This is a genomic window from Peptococcus niger, from assembly GCF_900101835.1.
GTDB classification, from domain to species: Bacteria; Bacillota; Peptococcia; order Peptococcales; family Peptococcaceae; genus Peptococcus; species Peptococcus niger.
Genome location: NZ_FNAF01000001.1, coordinates 314,090 through 330,360, shown reverse-complemented (window position 1 = coordinate 330,360; position 16,271 = coordinate 314,090). Strand labels below are relative to the sequence as shown.

The 16,271-nt window shown below is 51.7% G+C and carries 15 protein-coding genes; 10 read left to right on the top strand and 5 right to left on the bottom strand.

Going from position 1 to position 16,271, the window contains the following annotated elements; translation table 11 throughout:
* The coding region (locus tag BLQ16_RS01725) for an S-layer homology domain-containing protein (protein ID WP_144019642.1) at positions 1–1,002 on the top strand (1,002 nt) is incomplete at its 5' end.
* A 125-nt stretch (positions 1,003–1,127) separates the two neighbouring features.
* Here BLQ16_RS01725 and BLQ16_RS01720 read toward each other — a convergent pair.
* From BLQ16_RS01720 to BLQ16_RS01705, 4 genes are all read right to left on the bottom strand, one after another.
* A complete protein-coding gene (locus BLQ16_RS01720) occupies positions 1,128–2,663 on the bottom strand; it encodes a DUF3825 domain-containing protein (protein WP_242868927.1) in 1,536 nt (511 codons plus the stop codon).
* A 32-nt stretch (positions 2,664–2,695) separates the two neighbouring features.
* A complete protein-coding gene (gene mnmA / locus BLQ16_RS01715) occupies positions 2,696–3,727 on the bottom strand; it encodes a tRNA 2-thiouridine(34) synthase MnmA (RefSeq protein ID WP_091791023.1) in 1,032 nt (343 codons plus the stop codon).
* Positions 3,724–5,034: a replication-associated recombination protein A gene (locus tag BLQ16_RS01710; protein ID WP_091791022.1), complete on the bottom strand. Its 1,311-nt coding sequence runs from the start codon at positions 5,032–5,034 to the stop codon at positions 3,724–3,726. The genes mnmA and BLQ16_RS01710 overlap by 4 nt, the downstream gene beginning before the upstream one ends.
* A 98-nt stretch (positions 5,035–5,132) precedes the next feature.
* Positions 5,133–6,476 (bottom strand): hemolysin family protein, encoded by a 1,344-nt coding sequence (locus BLQ16_RS01705; protein ID WP_091791021.1) that lies wholly within the window; start codon positions 6,474–6,476, stop codon positions 5,133–5,135.
* Positions 6,477–6,717: 241 nt separating this feature from the next.
* On the opposite strand from BLQ16_RS01705, the gene BLQ16_RS01700 reads away from it, so the two are divergent.
* The 7 genes from BLQ16_RS01700 (at position 6,718) to BLQ16_RS01670 (ending at position 13,536) form a co-directional block, all read left to right on the top strand.
* Positions 6,718–8,103 (top strand): chloride channel protein, encoded by a 1,386-nt coding sequence (locus BLQ16_RS01700; RefSeq protein WP_200781853.1) that lies wholly within the window; start codon positions 6,718–6,720, stop codon positions 8,101–8,103.
* A gap of 27 nt (positions 8,104–8,130) precedes the next feature.
* Positions 8,131–9,060, top strand: coding sequence for a manganese-dependent inorganic pyrophosphatase (locus tag BLQ16_RS01695; RefSeq protein WP_091791019.1), 930 nt, complete (start codon positions 8,131–8,133; stop codon positions 9,058–9,060).
* The gene (locus BLQ16_RS01690) at positions 9,057–9,932 is read left to right on the top strand and encodes a fumarate hydratase (protein WP_091791018.1); all 876 of its coding nucleotides are present in this window, start codon (positions 9,057–9,059) and stop codon (positions 9,930–9,932) included. Before BLQ16_RS01695 ends, BLQ16_RS01690 begins: the two co-directional genes overlap by 4 nt.
* Positions 9,925–10,503 (top strand): FumA C-terminus/TtdB family hydratase beta subunit, encoded by a 579-nt coding sequence (locus BLQ16_RS01685; RefSeq protein ID WP_091791017.1) that lies wholly within the window; start codon positions 9,925–9,927, stop codon positions 10,501–10,503. The genes BLQ16_RS01690 and BLQ16_RS01685 overlap by 8 nt, the downstream gene beginning before the upstream one ends.
* Positions 10,504–10,630: 127 nt before the next feature.
* Complete coding sequence (locus tag BLQ16_RS01680) at positions 10,631–12,115, top strand: SLC13 family permease (RefSeq protein ID WP_242868925.1); 1,485 nt, start codon at positions 10,631–10,633, stop codon at positions 12,113–12,115.
* Positions 12,116–12,299: 184 nt separating this feature from the next.
* The gene (locus tag BLQ16_RS01675) at positions 12,300–12,710 is read left to right on the top strand and encodes a NifB/NifX family molybdenum-iron cluster-binding protein (protein WP_091791016.1); all 411 of its coding nucleotides are present in this window, start codon (positions 12,300–12,302) and stop codon (positions 12,708–12,710) included.
* Complete coding sequence (locus BLQ16_RS01670; protein ID WP_091791015.1) at positions 12,703–13,536, top strand: Mrp/NBP35 family ATP-binding protein; 834 nt, start codon at positions 12,703–12,705, stop codon at positions 13,534–13,536. Before BLQ16_RS01675 ends, BLQ16_RS01670 begins: the two co-directional genes overlap by 8 nt.
* A gap of 88 nt (positions 13,537–13,624) precedes the next feature.
* Here the strand turns inward: BLQ16_RS01670 and BLQ16_RS01665 are convergent, their stop codons facing one another.
* Entirely contained in the window at positions 13,625–15,007 is a 1,383-nt protein-coding gene (locus BLQ16_RS01665) for a citrate synthase (protein WP_091791014.1), read from the bottom strand.
* Positions 15,008–15,164: 157 nt separating this feature from the next.
* Here BLQ16_RS01665 and BLQ16_RS01660 point away from each other — a divergent pair, with 157 nt between their 5' ends.
* On the top strand, positions 15,165–15,590 hold the full coding sequence (locus tag BLQ16_RS01660) for a GNAT family N-acetyltransferase (RefSeq protein ID WP_091791013.1): 426 nt from the start codon (positions 15,165–15,167) through the stop codon (positions 15,588–15,590).
* 3 nt (positions 15,591–15,593) lie between these two features.
* A complete protein-coding gene (locus tag BLQ16_RS01655; protein WP_091791012.1) occupies positions 15,594–16,253 on the top strand; it encodes an epoxyqueuosine reductase QueH in 660 nt (219 codons plus the stop codon).
* The last annotated feature ends 18 nt before the right edge of the window (positions 16,254–16,271 follow it).

Genomic DNA, 16,271 nt, shown 5'->3' with positions numbered 1-16,271 from the left:
CCTAAAATTACCGTAAAAGACGGTTACAAGAACCCCGGCTGGAATCCGGCAGAAAATACAGCCATTAGTGCAGACCAGCATGAGTTTACCGCTAGCGCTGAAAAAGAACAGGATAAACAAAATAATCCGGGCGGTGGAACGGGCGGTCATATGGGTGGAACCCCTGGTGGCGGTGGAATAGTGCTTCCTACACCAGGTCCGGATACAGAAAAAAAGGTTCTAAAGGATAACCTTGATCAATTGGAGCAAAAACTTAATAAAGATCAAAATGAAAATTCAGAGGCTCATATTGAAGGAAAAACTGTTCTAAACGAAGGACGCCAGCTTATGGAGCGTTCAGATGCTGTGAAAAAAGATTATGAGGATATGAACAAGCGAGTTGTGGCTGCTATTCAAGGCCTTAAAGAAATTCGCTTTGCTGCGTATATGGAGGGTTATCCGGATAGAACTTTCCGCCCTGATTTTTCAATTACCCGCGCTGAAGCAGTCGCTTTATTTGATCGTTTGTTCGCTTTAAAGAATGATGCTCAGCAGGCTCCTTATTCGGATGTTGATAGTAGTGCCTGGTATAGTGGGGCTGTTAATCGGATGAATGCTCTAGGTTTTTTGACCGGCTATCCGGACGGTACCTTTAAGCCACAAGGGGAAATTACTAGAGCGGAATTTACATCCTTATGTTACCGATTTGCCCTTCAAAAAAATATGAAGTTGAATAATCAGCGAGCAACTTATTTTCCTGATGTGCCTAATGATAACTGGGCGGCTCTGCCTATACGCCAATGTTCAGAGGCTGGATTTATTTTTGGCTATCCAGATGGTAGCTTTGGGCCTGATAAGCGTATCACCAGGGCGGAGGCAGTTTGTATTGTTAATCGTCTCACAGGTCGCGTTGCAGACCAATCCTTTGTAAAGGATAACCAAGAGCGATTTAAACAGTATACAGATCTATCTCCGGATCATTGGGCCTATACCAATATTATGGCATCGGTTATTAATTGGTAAGAAGGTTTGACAAAACTGGACTAGGTGCTAATGTGAGAAATCCCCTCTTTACTGAATTATTTACAGTAAAGAGGGGATTTTTATTTGAATTTTTCTTTGAGGGAACGTCATTCCTGAGCGTGAGGTCAGTCTTCCAACTGGCAATTCATAACGGAGCTGGTGCTTAGCCAATTGGCTTCCGGTGAGGTGACCAACCGGGCATCAATGTAGGCCTGTTCTAAGGTCAGGATGGTCTGGCCCTGGTAGTTGCCGGCGGGGGTTAATTCGACGACGAGGACGTTGTCGACAATGCCGGGCTGGCTGAGGTGTAGGGGAAGCATGAGGTTCATGGTGTTGCGGGAGGGATAGTAGGAGGGGACGGCTGTCTTGAAATTCCAGCGGACCTGCCGGCGGGCCAGTTCGGTGGCGTCATCCAGGCGGTTCTTTAAGCGATTGTAGATTGCGGTGTGGGATTCAATCACCGTCCGCAGGTCACTGTAGAGCTGGTTGCGGGTGTCGTAATCGCCGGTGTGGCGGATTTTTTTCAAGAGGGCTTCAGCTTGTGCGTTGCTGCTGCACTCGTTGACCAGGAATTGGTGGTCAAAGCGGTTTAAGTTCTCTAAGATGATGTGGTCAAAATCAATAATTAAGGTTTTATCCAAATCAAAGAGGAGGTCTTCTTTGCGGGTAAAGTAGGTGACCGTTTGCGGCAGGGGGTTAAAGCGGTGTACCAAATCTTTGCCCAGGCCGCGATGGCCGGCGGTGGTGAATTCCTTGAAGAGCCAGGGCGATGACCCGGCGCTGTTGGGCTCAAAGCAGGCATAAATGTCATCGTAGTGGACGGTTACCAAACCGGTGTTAAAGGCTGCAAACCGACGGTCCTTGGAAATGGCGACTTTTTCTTCCAGAAGCAGACGGTAAAAGGTGTACTGGATGTATTTTTTAAGAATATAATAATTTCGATTGCGGCTGCCGCAAAAGTCCCATTCTTCCGGAATGGCCAAGTCTGCCAATTCCTGTAAAAAATCTTCCCAGCGCCCGAGAAAGGCAAAATTTTCCAAGGCTTTCACAGGGTTTTGAGCCGATAGGCTGCCGGCCAGGTCAAAGGAAAGGCCGCTGTCGTCCACATACTGAAAGGTCAGGTGGTGTCCGTCTTCATCCGGGCGGATGCGTTTAAAGGTAAGTAGGAGGGAGGGTTCCAGCATGTTGTAGGAGTCCATGAAAAAGCGTAAGGTGTTGTTCTTGGTATCCAGCCGGTTGGTGGCCTTGGCTTGCTGGTAGGCGGCTTCAATTAAATAGGGAAGGGCGGCGTCTGCCTTGCGCACCTTATCGGATAGGACCGCCATGGTCTTGTCTTCTAGCCGGGCTACCGGGAGAAGCCGGTCCGGAATCATGCTGGGGGCCAGGCTCCGGGCCTCTTCTGCCTGTCCGCTGCTTTGTTGCGGCCCTCGGCTATTTTTATGCTGGTTCCAGGAAAAAAAGCGGACGGTTTCAGTGGGCTTGGTGGCCCGGCCTTCAATGAATTCGGGCAAATCGAAGAGCAGGTCGGGCAGGCTGGCGTAGCCGTATTTTTTTACCGAAATATGTTGCTCCTTTAAACAGCTGTTAATGTCTTGCAAACTGACTTCCCCATGTTTGAAGTTCTCCAAAAAAAGGCGGTAGAGTTTTTGCTTTGCTGTCATATCCAATAGTAAAAACCTCCTTTACAAAGATCTCAATCAATAATGCCGCCGCCGATGACCCGGTCCCCGTCATATAAGACGACGCTTTGCCCGGGGGTGATGGCGCGGATGGGTTGCTGAAAGTGAACGGTCAGCCGCTTGTTTTCAACCTGCCACTTGGCCGGTGCGCCTTCGCCGCGTGACCGTATTTTAACGGTAGCCCGGCCGCTTTCAGGGTTAAGGGGCAAGAGCCAATTTAAATCATGGGCCGTTAACTCTTGCCGATAGAGGGCGGTGCCGTCTCCAATGACAACCTGGCCAGATGCGGCATCAATCTTTTCCACATAGGCCGGATAACCGAGGGCCAAGCCCAGCCCTTTGCGCTGGCCAATGGTAAAGCGCCAGGCCCCTTGATGGTGGCCGAGAAGGCTGCCGTCAGAGGCAACAAAGGTTCCCTGGTGGGGTAAATCGTCACAATTTCTTTCCAACCAGCGGGCATAGTCATCGTCATCAATAAAACAAATTTCCTGGCTGTCACTTTTAGAGGCCACAGGCAGGTTTAGGTCTGCCGCAATGGCCCGGATTTCCGGCTTGGTGTAATCGCCTAAGGGAAAGCGGACTTGCGGCAAAAGGGTCCGGTTGATGCCGTATAAAAAATAACTCTGGTCCTTTTGGTGGTCAGCGCCACGGAATAAGCCGGTGTCACCGTTCAGGGTTCTTATGCGGGCATAGTGACCGGTGGCCAAATGGGTCGCGCCAAGGGCCTGAGCTTCTTGCCATAGCCGCCCGAATTTAATCAGGCGGTTGCAGCGGATGCAGGGGTTTGGGGTTTGGCCCTTGAGGTAAGCCTCCGCAAAGGGGCTGGTGACCAGGCTTTCAAAATCCGCTTGTGCATCGATGATGTGCAGCGGGATGCCGAAGAAATCCGCTACCCGGCGGGCATCAGCAGCGGCGCTGTCATCACGCCCCGTATGGGCCGTGAGTTTTAAGTGTAGGCCGACGACCTTCCAGCCGGCTTTTTGTAACAGGTGGACGGCAACGGAGCTGTCCACGCCGCCGCTCATTCCGAGTGCAATGGTGTTCAAGATGGCTTGTCCTTTCTTTTAGGCACGGTATCATCAGGCGTATAGTAGACAGCGTCTCGGACGGCTTCCGGCAGATAGGCTTGGGCCACCTGGTGCTGGGGATAATCGTGCGGGTACAGGTAGCCCTGGCCGTAGCCCATTTGCTTGGCCCCTTTGTAGTGGCTGTCTTTTAAGTGCAGGGGAACCGGGCCGGTGCGTCCCTGGCGGACATCCGACAAGGCCGCATCAATGGCCAGATAAGCTGCGTTGGATTTGGGCGCTTCACAAAGGTAGACGCAGGCCTGGCTTAAAATAATCCGCCCTTCCGGCATCCCGATGAATTGCAGCGCATCGGCGGCGCTTTGGGCAATGACCAGGGCCTGAGGATCGGCCATGCCGATGTCCTCGCAAGAGAGAATAATTAACCGGCGGGCGATGAAGAGCGGGTCTTCGCCGGCGTCCAGCATCCGGGCCATATAATGAAGGGCGGCCTGCACATCGCTGCCCCGTACGCTTTTGATAAAGGCGGAAATAATGTCGTAATGTTCATCGCCGGTACCGTCATAGACCACAGCCGGGCGCTGGATGCTTTCTTCAGCTGCAGCCAAATCTACTCGGCGAATGCCTGCCTGATCGGGCGGGGTGGAGAGCACGGCCAATTCCAAGCCGTTTAAAGCGCTGCGGGCATCTCCTTGGGCGTAATGGGCCAAATGGGCCAGGGCTTCTTCCGACACATCGGTTTGAAAATTGCCCAGGCCTTTTTCCCGGTCGGTCAAGGCCCGTTTCAGCAAGCTGATGATGGCAGTTTCATCCAAGGCGGCCAAAGCAAAAATCATTGAGCGGGATAAGAGGGCGGCATTTAAGCTGAAGTAAGGATTTTGTGTGGTTGCGCCGATTAAGACCACCGTTCCTTTTTCCACCGCCGGTAAGAGGCCGTCTTGCTGGGCCTTATTAAAGCGGTGGATTTCGTCAATAAAAAGAAGGGTCTGTTTGCCGTACAAGTTGAGCCTGTCTTCAGCTTCGGCAATCAATTTCCGCAAGTCCCCGATACCGTCGGTCACGGCGTTTAATTGTTCAAAAGGCCGGTCGTTGACGCCGGCAATCACCCGGGCTAGGGTTGTCTTGCCGGTTCCCGGAGGTCCCCAGAAAATCAGCGAAGAGAGCCGGTCCGTTTCGATGGCCCGGCGCAAGAGTTTGCCCGGTGCCAAAATGTGCTCTTGACCGAGGATCTCGTTCAAGGTTGACGGCCGCATACGGTCTGCCAAGGGCGCCATTTTTTGTCGGGCGGCATTGCCTATTTGTGAAAAGAGATTGGTTTGTTGCGGCATAAAGGCCCCCTCCATTCGTCCATCAGTGGCTAAGAGTTACTGGCTTCCTTACAAAACAATGCGCAAAAGCACGCAGAAAAAATCCTGCGTGCTTTTGTTTATGCTTCATCCTCGTGGCTGTCCGGCAGGATTCGCACGCGGATATCCTTGATTCGCTTTTCTTCAACGCGCAAAATATGAAAAATAAGGTTATCGACTTCCACCACCGGGCGTTCGCCATCTTCAGGAATATAATCCAGCATATTGATTAAAAAACCGCCGATGGTATCAAAATCATCCGAGTCCTCATCAATATCTGACCCGATTTCGCTGTTAAATTCCTTAATGGAAATCGTGCCGTGAACGTGATAGGTATTTTCACCGGTGGGGTAAATATCCGGTTCATCGTGGTCGTATTCATCATCAATATCGCCGACAATTTCTTCAATCAGGTCCTCCATGGTGACCAAACCTGAAAAACCGCCGTACTCATCAATTAAAAGCGCCATATGACGCTGGTTGTCCTGCATTTCGCAAAAGAGGTCGTTGATATTTTTCCGTTCAGGAATGAGATAGGCCGGCCGGAGGATGCCCCGGATGTTGACATCGCTAAAGGAACGCTTTTTATAGGCCTGAATGAAGAAGTCTTTTAAATACAGGATGCCGATGATGTTATCCGGGTTGTCCTCATAGACAGGAATCCGGGAATATTTCAAAGACAGCATCTCAGAAATGTAGTGCTCCAGCGGGTCGGTAATATCAATCATAAAGACTTCTGTCCGCGCGGTCATGACTTCTTCAGCCTGTTTGTCATCAAAAGAAATGACCGAATCGATCATCTCACGCTCGTGGGGGTTGATGACCCCTTGCTCTTGACCGACTTCGACAATAGAACGAATTTCTTCACGGGTGACGCGTTCTTCTGTCCGTGTGGCGTCAAAGCCGAGGAGACGCAGGGCGGTATTGGTTGTGCCTGACATGCAGCGGAGAAAAGGTTTTGTTACCAGGGCTAACATGGCTAAAAACCAATTGGCGGTAAAGGCAAATCGTTCAGGTGCTTGTAGCACAATCCGCTTGGGGATGGACTCGCCAAAGGTCAGCATCAAAAAACTTATGATAAATAGCATCAGCATAAGTGTGATGTTATAAAGATAAGGGATGCCTGTTTTAGCCGCCAACCAGACGCCCACCAGTGGCGAAAAATGAACGGTTAACAAGGCCGCAATGCCTAAACTGATGACGTTCATCGTCATGTGAATGGCTGTGATCAACCGGGACGGTGTCCCTAAAAGGGTCAAGAGCCGTTGGGCACGCCGGTCCCCATCTTCGGCCTGGTCTTGCAGTTTCCCCTTATCAGAGGATACAATAGCCATTTCTGAAGCGGCCAGAAAAACATGAATTACAAATAAAATAATGAGTACCAGCCAGTAAGCCAACTGGGGACTCCCAGGATCATCACCCATAAAACGACACTCCTCAAAAAATGAAAATCAACTGACAATAATATTTTTAAAATAGTATATCTCATTTAAAATAAACGTTCAAGAGCCTTGCTTTTTATCAGACAATCTTTGGGCCAAATTTTACGAAAAAAGTAAAATTTTACCGGGTTAGCCCCCGGGCGGCAGGCAAAGGCCTGCCGCTTAGACTGGAAGCGGTGGCTGTGGCCAGGGCCCCAGCGGCTGAGTGTTGAAAGCGGGCGCTGTGAATGATAAAATATGCCATAGACTAGAAGGCGATAAAGGGGAGGGGAGGCATACGAAAAATTTAAAACGACGGCTTGGCTACAACCGCGCGCACTGGCAGGGCATTCATCCGTGGAATCCGCAGGCATTCGGCGAATGGCTCAAGCGATATGCGCGCGCTATGGGTCGCGTCTTTTTTTATGCGGCAATCGCTGCGCTCATTGGCTTGGTCGTCGGTATTTTGGATGCGGTTTTCGGCCGGGGACTTATTTGGCTGAATGCCTGTCGCGACCAGCATCCGCTGTATTTTATGCCCTTCCTGGGGGTGGTCGGCATCGCCATTATGACCGTATACTTGCGGTTCGGCGGACGGGCCCAACGGGGTATGGCGCTTATTTTTGCGGTTGGGTATGAAGAAGATGAACATATCCCCATCCGCATGATTCCGCTGACCGTTATTGCCACCTGGTTGACCCATCTTTTTGGCGGCAGCGCCGGACGGGAAGGGGTGGCGGTCCAGATTGGGGCGACCGTTGCCAACAACATCGGCAATGTGCTGCCCCTACAGGTCCACCCTCGGGTGCTGGTCTTGGCAGGTATGGCGGCCGGTTTTGGCGGGCTTTTCGGCACGCCGATGGCGGGGACCTTTTTTGCCCTGGAAGTGCTGGTGGTCGGCTCAATTTTTTACGATGCCTTGGTGCCGGCTATTGTGGCGGCCTGGACGGCGGATTTTACGGCGCGGACCCTGGGACTTCAGAGCTTTAATCTCGGTCATATTGAGATGCTGGGCATTGACTTTCATTTGCTGGTGTGCCTGATCGGTTTTGGCCTTGCCTTCGGCCTAGTCGGTCGCTTTTTTGCCATTGGATTGATCAAATGTCGGATGGTTTTTGCCGATTGGATTCCCAATCCGGTTTTGCGTATTTTTATCATCGGGACCCTTTTGGGCATCGTCTTTTTGGCCTTGGGGACCGGTCGCTACAGTGGCCTGTCGAATGATTTGTTTTACAGCGCCTTTACCGGCGGCCGGGTTTATCCCTGGGATTGGGCGCTCAAGCTGGTCCTGACCGTGCTGACGCTTTCTGCCGGCTTTCAAGGTGGGGAACTGGCGCCCTGCTTTGTTATCGGTGCCAGCTTGGGCGTTATCCTGGGAGAGGCGGTCGGGGTGACACCGGCTCTGGTCGCCGCTTGTGGCGCTTGTTCAGTCTTTGGCGCGGCTACGCGGACTTTTTTAGCCCCTGTATTTTTAGGGGTGGAACTCTTCGGACCGGAGGCCCTGCCGTACTTTTTTATTGTCTGTGTAACGGCGCATGTGGTGGCGGGTCAGGAGAGTATTTATACCGCCCAAAAAGACTTATCCCAGCTTTTATCCTTTAAAGGTTCAGAACACAACAGTCGTTTGTAGGGAAGTTTAAAAGAAAAGAGGAAAAATATGTCAACCATTCTTGTTTCAGGACACCGCAATCCGGATACGGACTCTATTGTATCTGCTATCAGCTATGCCAATCTCTTAAACAGCACCGGAAAAAGCGCCAAACCTGTGGCGCTCGGCAGCCCAAATGAAGAAACCGCCTATGCATTGAAAGAATTTGGCTTTGAGGCGCCGGAAATCATTGAGGGGGTTACAGAAGGAGACCAATTGGCCCTGGTGGATCACAATGAAGCCCAGCAAAGCGTTCCGGGACGGGACCAGGCTACGATTATATCGGTCATTGACCACCACCGGATTGCCAATTTTGAAACGGCAGAACCGCTGATGTACCGGGCAGAACCGGTTGGCTGCAGCAATACCATCATCTATAAACTTTACCAGGAAGCCGGCGTGGCCATTCCAAAAAATATTGCCGGCTTGATGCTGTCGGCCATTATCAGCGATACCCTGCTGTTAAAATCGCCGACCTGCACACCGGAGGATGAAAAAGCCCTGGCTGCCCTGGCTGATATTGCCGGTGTGGACGTCCAGACCTATGGCCTGGCCCTGCTTAAAGCCGGTACAGACTTGTCCGCCAAATCTGATGCAGACCTTTTGACCATGGATGCCAAAAGCTTCCCCATGGGCAGCCGCACCGTGCGCATTGGGCAAGTCAATACGGTTGACACAGATGAATTGTTGGCGCGCAAGGCCCAGCTCCTGGACCTGATGGCAGAAAGCAATGCAAAAGACGGTTATGACCTCTTCTTGCTCTTAATGACCGATATCCTGGAAAACAATTCGGTTGCCCTGGTCGCCGGTGACGGCTTGGCGGAAGTGGAAGCTGCCTTCGGTGGGAAAGTGGCAGACCAGGTGATTCAGCTGCCGGGCGTTGTGTCGCGGAAGAAGCAGGTGGTTCCCCCCTTGACCAAGGCCATTGAAGCCAAATGACCGGGACAAAAGTTATTTCCGTTGAGGTCATTCAGGCAGCGGTGCGTCAATTGGCGCAGGCGGTCAACAGTCACTTGCCGGCAGATGTGTCGTCGGCCTTGACCGATGCGGCCGCAACGGAACCATCGCCATTGGGGCGGTATGCCCTGGAGCAAATTTGTGATAATGCGCGTTTGGCGGCAGCTGATGAGGTACCCATGTGCCAAGATACCGGGCTGGTGGTCGTCTTTCTAGACCTGGGACAGGACCTGCGCCTTATAGGCGGAGAGGCGGAAAAAGCCATCCAAGCGGGTATTGCAGAAGGCTATCAGGCGGCTTATTGTCGGGCTTCCATGGTGGAGGAGCCGGTGTTTGACCGGAAGAATACCGGTAATAATTTGCCGGCCGTGCTGCATTGGCGATTGGTGCCGGGTGACCGGTTGACCATCACCCTGATGCCCAAGGGCGGTGGTGCTGAAAATATGGGGGCTTTAGGCTTGCTCAAGCCGACGCAGGGCGAAGAAGGGGTCTACCGTTTTGTTATGGAGGCGGTTCGTCGAGCCGGCGGCAACCCCTGCCCGCCGATTACCGTTGGTGTGGGCATTGGCGGTTCTATGGAAAAGGCAACGCTCTTGGCCAAAGAGGCCCTTTTGGAACCGGTGGAAGCCGCCCACCCGGATCCGCGCTACGCTGCCTTGGAAAACCGCTTGCTTAAAGACATCAATCAATTGGGCATCGGGCCCCAGGGTTTCGGCGGTGCGACAACCGCCCTGGCGGTCCACATTAAGACCTTTCCCGCCCACATTGCCATGTTGCCGGTGGCGGTCAACCTGAATTGCCATGCGGTGCGCCACGCTTCGGTGACCTTGGAAGGGGTGGCTGACCATGACTAATGCCCAGCAAAAAATCCAGGAGCTGGTCTGGGATCCGGCTCGGGCCGGCGACTTGCTGGCGCCCTTACGGGCGGGCGATTGCCTGATGCTGACCGGGACGATTTACACAGGTCGCGACAAGGCGCATCAACGGCTTTGCCAACTTTTGGATGCGGGTCAACCCTTGCCACTGGACCTGGAGGGTCAAATTATCTACTTTGCCGGGCCGACGCCGGCTAAACCGGGTGCAGTGGTAGGGTCCATCGGGCCAACCACCGCCGGGCGCATGGATGCTTTCAGCCCCCAGCTTTTGCGGCAAGCCCACTTGGCCGGGATGATTGGCAAGGGACCGCGGAATGAAGCGGTCCTGTCGGCAATGGCGGAGACCGGTGCCCTTTATTTTGCAGCCGTGGGTGGGGCAGGGGCCTTGATTGGCCAATGCATTCGCTCCGCAGAAGTGGTGGCCTTTGCCGATCTAGGGACAGAAGCCATCAGACGGCTGGAGGTGGAACGGTTCCCCTTGATTGTCGCAACAGATGCTTATGGCGGCAACATATACGTTTCCGGACCGGCCGCTTATCGGCGCCTATAGGCGGTGTCTATGGGAATATTGGACTTCTATATAGCTTAAAAATAATATAGGTATTAAGCCATGATTGTGATATACTCAAGTCGTTAGCAGTCATGGCTTTTTTGTATTCATTTGAAAGGAGAACGATATGTCCCAAGCAAGAAAACAATCGATGATGCCCTATATCCATGCGGCCATCGGGATTGGCATTATGGCCTTATTTTGGTTCGTGCTGAACCCGGTGTTAACGGTCACCCCTGTGGGGATGCGCGTGGCCGGTGTGTTTTTAGGCATGGTTTACCTGTGGTCCACCGTCGGGTCCATTTGGCCAAGTATTTTAGGTATTATTCTTTTAGGACTATCCGGTGTGGCCGGCGAAGAATTTGAAGGCTATGCCGGGGTTAAGCAAGTCTGCCTACAAGCCTTCGGTAGCGATACGGTTGTGCTGATTATGCTGGCCATGGTTTTATTTGGTGCTATTGAACACGTGGGGGCGACCAAGTACATTGCCCGCTGGTTTGTGACCCGTAAAATCATCAACGGCAGACCTTATGTCTTTATTTTTATGTTTTTCCTGGCCTGCTTTGTTTTAGCGGCCATGACCTCTCCGGTCATTTCATTATTGATCGTATGGAACATCGGGATGGATATGCTGTCTTCTTTTGGCGTAAAAAAAGGGGACAAGCTCTGGACGACCTTTAATTTCGGTATCTTCCTGTCCTCAACGCTGGGCCAACCGATGTTGCCCTTTAAAGGCGCTATTCTCGTCGTTTTAGGGGCTTATGAAAAGGCCACCGGCATTACCATTGACATGCTGAGCTGGATTGTGGTCAACTTCAGCATGGGCATGCTGATTGTCCTCATCTACATGGCATTTATGCGCTTTGTGATCCGGGTGGATATTTCCAATATTAAAAATATCAACACGGATTATTTTAACCAGCACCCCTTGCCGGCGATGACAAAACAGCAAAAATATGTCATCATTTCCCTTTTTGTCTTTATCGCCTTGGTCTTGCTGCCCGGCTTCTTACCGAAAACCTGGCCGGTTATTGGTCTTTTGGCCCGTGCCGGTGTCATCGGGGTAACCGGCTTTGTCATTGTGGTCTTGATGATTTTACGGGTTGACGGCAAACCGGTCTTGCCCTTCCAGCAAGCGGCCAGCAGCCAGTTCAACTGGGGCGTTTTGTTCCTGATTATCTCCGCTGTCTATGCGGGCAATGCCTTGTCCCAGGATATCACCGGTATTAAACCCTTTTTGGTAACGGTTTTAGAACCGGTCCTAGGCGGCCGTTCAGAGTTTGCCTTTATGTTCATCATGTTTGCCGTGGCCTTGGTCATCACCAACTTTGCCAATAACGCTGCCATGGCTGTCGTCCTGATGCCGGTTATTTTGGGCTTCTCAGAAAAACTGGGTTTAAACAGCGAACCGCTGATGGTCGGCGTCGGCATGTTGGTCTTTGTAGCCATGCTCACACCTGCCGCCTCTCCCCATGCCGGAATGATGCACGGGAATAAGGACCTCTTGGCAGCACGAGACATCTATGCCTACGGTTTCCCAATGTGCCTGGTGGCCTTGCTTGTTTATAGCTTCATCGGCTATCCCTTGGCCAAGCTTCTTTTCCTCGGTTAAGTGACCTGCAATATAGAATAAAAGCCCTCGTTTAAATTCTTATGGATGGAATTTAAACGAGGGCTTTATTTGCCTTAGGACCAGCTATAAAATTGCATGGATTACGGTATGTATTTATGGACAGATAGGCTGTTTTCCAGTCAAGTAAAAGACAGCCTTTGCAGATTTCAACGAGGGAGGACTTATGAGAATCGCAATTACTTATGATGAGGGTCAAATCTTTCAACACTTTGGAAGGACATCTCATTTTAAGCTTTTTGATGTTGACCACCAGGTCGTTAAATCGTCAGAAGTGGTGGATACGGCAGGCCATGGCCATGGTGCCCTGGCAGACTTTTTAAAAGGCTTAAAGGTTGATCTTGTGATTTGTGGCAATATTGGGCCCGGAGCTCAGGAGGCCTTAAATAATGCCGGCATTGACTTTTATGGAGGCGTCACCGGTTCGGTGGATAAGGCCGCAGAGGATTTTCTGGCCGGCCAACTCGCTTATAATCCGAACGTGTGCTGCTCGGACCATGACCACGGCCATGGTCAAGGTCACTTTTGCGCCAATCATCAGCAGGACGACCGGTCTGGAGGCGGGTGGCATGAGTGACCACAACAATTGCTCGCACAATTGCAGCTCTTGCGCTAGCGGTTGCCCTTCCGGACAGGGGCCCAAAAGTCTTTTAAAACCGGCCAACCAACATTCAAAAATTAAAAAGGTGGTTGGCGTCATCAGTGGTAAGGGGGGCGTGGGCAAGTCCTTGGTAACCGCCCTTTTAGCAACGGCCATGCAGAAAAAGGGCCACCAATGCGCCATCTTGGATGCAGACATCACCGGCCCGTCAATTCCCCGTATGTTTGGCCTTTCTGAAAAGGCAAAAATATATGGACAAGAGATCCTGCCGGTGGAAGCAGCGAATCACATTAAAATCATGTCTGTTAACTTGCTCTTGGCAAAGGATACCGATCCGGTCGTATGGCGCGGCCCGATGATTGGCGGTGCTGTAGAGCAATTTTGGACGGATGTCTGCTGGGGCGATATTGACTACTTGTTTGTGGACATGCCACCGGGAACAGGCGATGTGGCGCAAACGGTTTTTCAATCCTTGCCGGTGGACGGTATTATTGTCGTCAGCTCACCCCAAGACTTGGTGGGGATGATTGTAGAAAAAGCCGTTAAAATGGCAGACATGGTCCACATTCCCGTGCTCGGTCTTGTAGAGAACATGGCCTATTTTCAATGCCCCTCCTGCGGTGATCAACACGCCATCTTTGGCGAGAGCCATCTTGAGCAATGGTGCCGCGACTACCAGGTCGAACTTAGCGGCCAAGTGCCCATTGATCCGGCCTTGGCACAAGCCTGTGACCGGGGCAATATCCATACGGTTGACGCCCCCTGGTTGAAGGACCTGGTGGTTGGGTTAGAGGCCTTATAATTGTTTTTTTGAGAGTTTTGAGCCCATATAAGAAGAGGGCCCCGCAGTAGTATGCGGGACCCTCTTCTTATAGGCTGTAAAATTAAGCTTATCGGCTCATGCTGTGGCGGTCTGCGATGGGGGTGTAGGTGAGGTTGTTGCTTGGCAGGTAGACATAGGCCGGGCGCATGATTTTGCTGTCCATGACCTGCTCCATGCGGTGGGCGCACCAGCCAACCATACGGGCTGCGGCAAAGAGGGGGGTATAGAGGTCCTCATCAATACCGAGCATATCGAAAATAACGCCTGTGTACAAGTCCACGTTGGCGCAGATATCGTAATCCGGACCCTTCCGATCTTTCAAAATGGCTTGAGTCAGGCGGGCAATATCTGTAATCAATTCATATTCAGGAACATGACCGGTTTTTTCTGCCAAGGCCCGGGCCTTGTCTTGCAATAATTCTGCCCGCGGGTCAGTTTTGGTGTAAACGGCGTGGCCCATCCCGTAAATCAAACCGCTGCCGTCAAAGGCCTTGCCGTCAATGATTTTTTCCAGGTAGGCGCGCAGTTCTTTTTCGTTTTTCCAATCTTTGACGTGGCCTTTGATGTCTTCAACCATTTGGTGTACCCGTTGGTTGGCACCGCCGTGGCGGGGGCCTTTTAAAGAGCCGATGGCGGTGGTGATGGCGGAATAGGTGTCGGTGCCGCTGGAGGAGACGACGTGGGTGGCAAAGGCGGAGTTGTTACCACCGCCGTGGTCTGCCTGAACACACAGCAAAAGGTCCAGCATTTCTGCCTCTTGACGGGTAAAATGAGAGTCCGGACGTGTCAAGTGCAGGATATTTTCAGCGGTACCGCCGTCAATCAAGGGCTGGTGGAGGATCAAACTCTTATTATCAAAATAATGTCGTTTGGCTTGATAGGCGTAGGCCAGCATCAGGGGGACTTTTGCGATTAAGTCGATGGATTGGGCTAAAAGCTTGTCTAAGGATACGTCATCCGGATTGTCATCATAGGTGTAGAGGGCCAAAATAATGCTCTGCAATTTGTTCATGATGTTCTGCGAAGGCGTTTTTAAAATGACGTCTTCTTTAAAGGTTGCCGGAAAATTACGGCGCTGGCTGAGCAATTGATTAAAATGCAGCAAGGATTTTTCCGTCGGTAAAAGGCCGAAGAGGAGCAGGTAGGCCACTTCTTCATAGCCGTAGCGTTCTTCATCGATAAAACCGTTGATCAAATCATCGAGTGGGATGCCGCGGTATTTCAGCTGGCCTTTGACAGGGATTTTCTTTCCGTCTTCAATGGCATAGCCGACAACATCCGAGATGCGCGTCATGCCCACCAGAACCCCGGTGCCGTTTTTATTACGAAGCCCTCGTTTGACATTGTATTTTTCAAAAACAGAGGGTTCGATTGCGTTATTTTGGCGTACATAGGCAATCAAATCGCTGATCTGTTTGCGCAATTCATCGTAATGTAAATCGTGTGCCATATTGATCATCCTTCCTTTCACGCATAAGGGCAGTATAGCATGGAAAATGTTTTCTGAAAAGTCTTTTTACAATTCAACTAATGCATAGAAAAGAAACTTGACAAGGGAGAAGGGGACGCCTACCCTTTAAAGTAGAGATAAAAGGGGGGCGTTTTTTATGGTGAAAGTACAATGGGGAATGCCAGCGGAGGCGGAGGCAATTCGCCGGACGGTTTTTATAGAAGAACAGGCTTTTGTTGAAGAGTTTGATGCGCTGGATGACCTGGCCTTGCATCTTGTCGTTTACGATGATGATGTGCCGGTGGGGACAGCGCGTGTTTTTTCGAATCCGGATGAGCCGGAGATTTACCGGATTGGGCGTGTTGCGGTATCCAAGCGGTCGCGGAAAAGCGGTGCCGGACGGCGGGTGATGGCGCTGGCGGAAGCCTTAATACTGGCCCAAGGCGGCCAGCGTGTTGAATTACATGCCCAGGCCCAGGCCAAGGGCTTTTATGAAAAATGTGGCTATCAGCAGCAGGGGCCGGGTTTCATGGAAGAGGATTGCCCGCATGTGCTGATGGTTAAAGAATTGGTCTTGAGGTGAGCTATGTCAGCAAATCTATCCAAACGTCGGTATGATCAGGAGCTGTCGCGGTTGATTGAAGGGCTTGGGGGCAGCCGGCCCTTATTGTATTTGCATTCCTGCTGCGGACCGTGCTCATCGGCCATTTTAGCCTATTTGGCGCCTTTTTTTCAGATCACGGTTTATTTTGATAACCCGAACATTTCGCCGCGGGCAGAGTATGACAAGCGGCTGTTCTATCAACAAAAAGTCATCGATGCCTTGCCGGAGGAATATGACATCCAGCTGGCAACGGGGCTGTATGATCCAACCCGCTTCCAACAGGCAGTGGCAGGCTATACCCACTTGGGTGAGGGCAGTGAACGCTGCTTCCACTGCTATGCCTTCCGCATGCGGGCGGCGGCAGAAGCGGCGAAAAAAGCCGGGGCTGATTATTTTGCTTCAACACTTTCCATCAGCCCCTATAAAAACGCTGAGAAGATCAACGCCATCGGGGAAAGCATCGGCGAACAGCTGGGGATTGCCCACTTGCCGAATGACTTTAAGAAAAAAGCTGGCTATCAGAAAAGCATTGCCTTTTGTAAAGCAGAAGGCATTTACCGCCAGTCCTATTGCGGCTGTCCCTATTCATACCGGGAATGGCAGGAGCGGTTGGCGGCGCAAGCAGAGGCGGGCCGTGAGTAGAGTTCGTCAATGAAGACC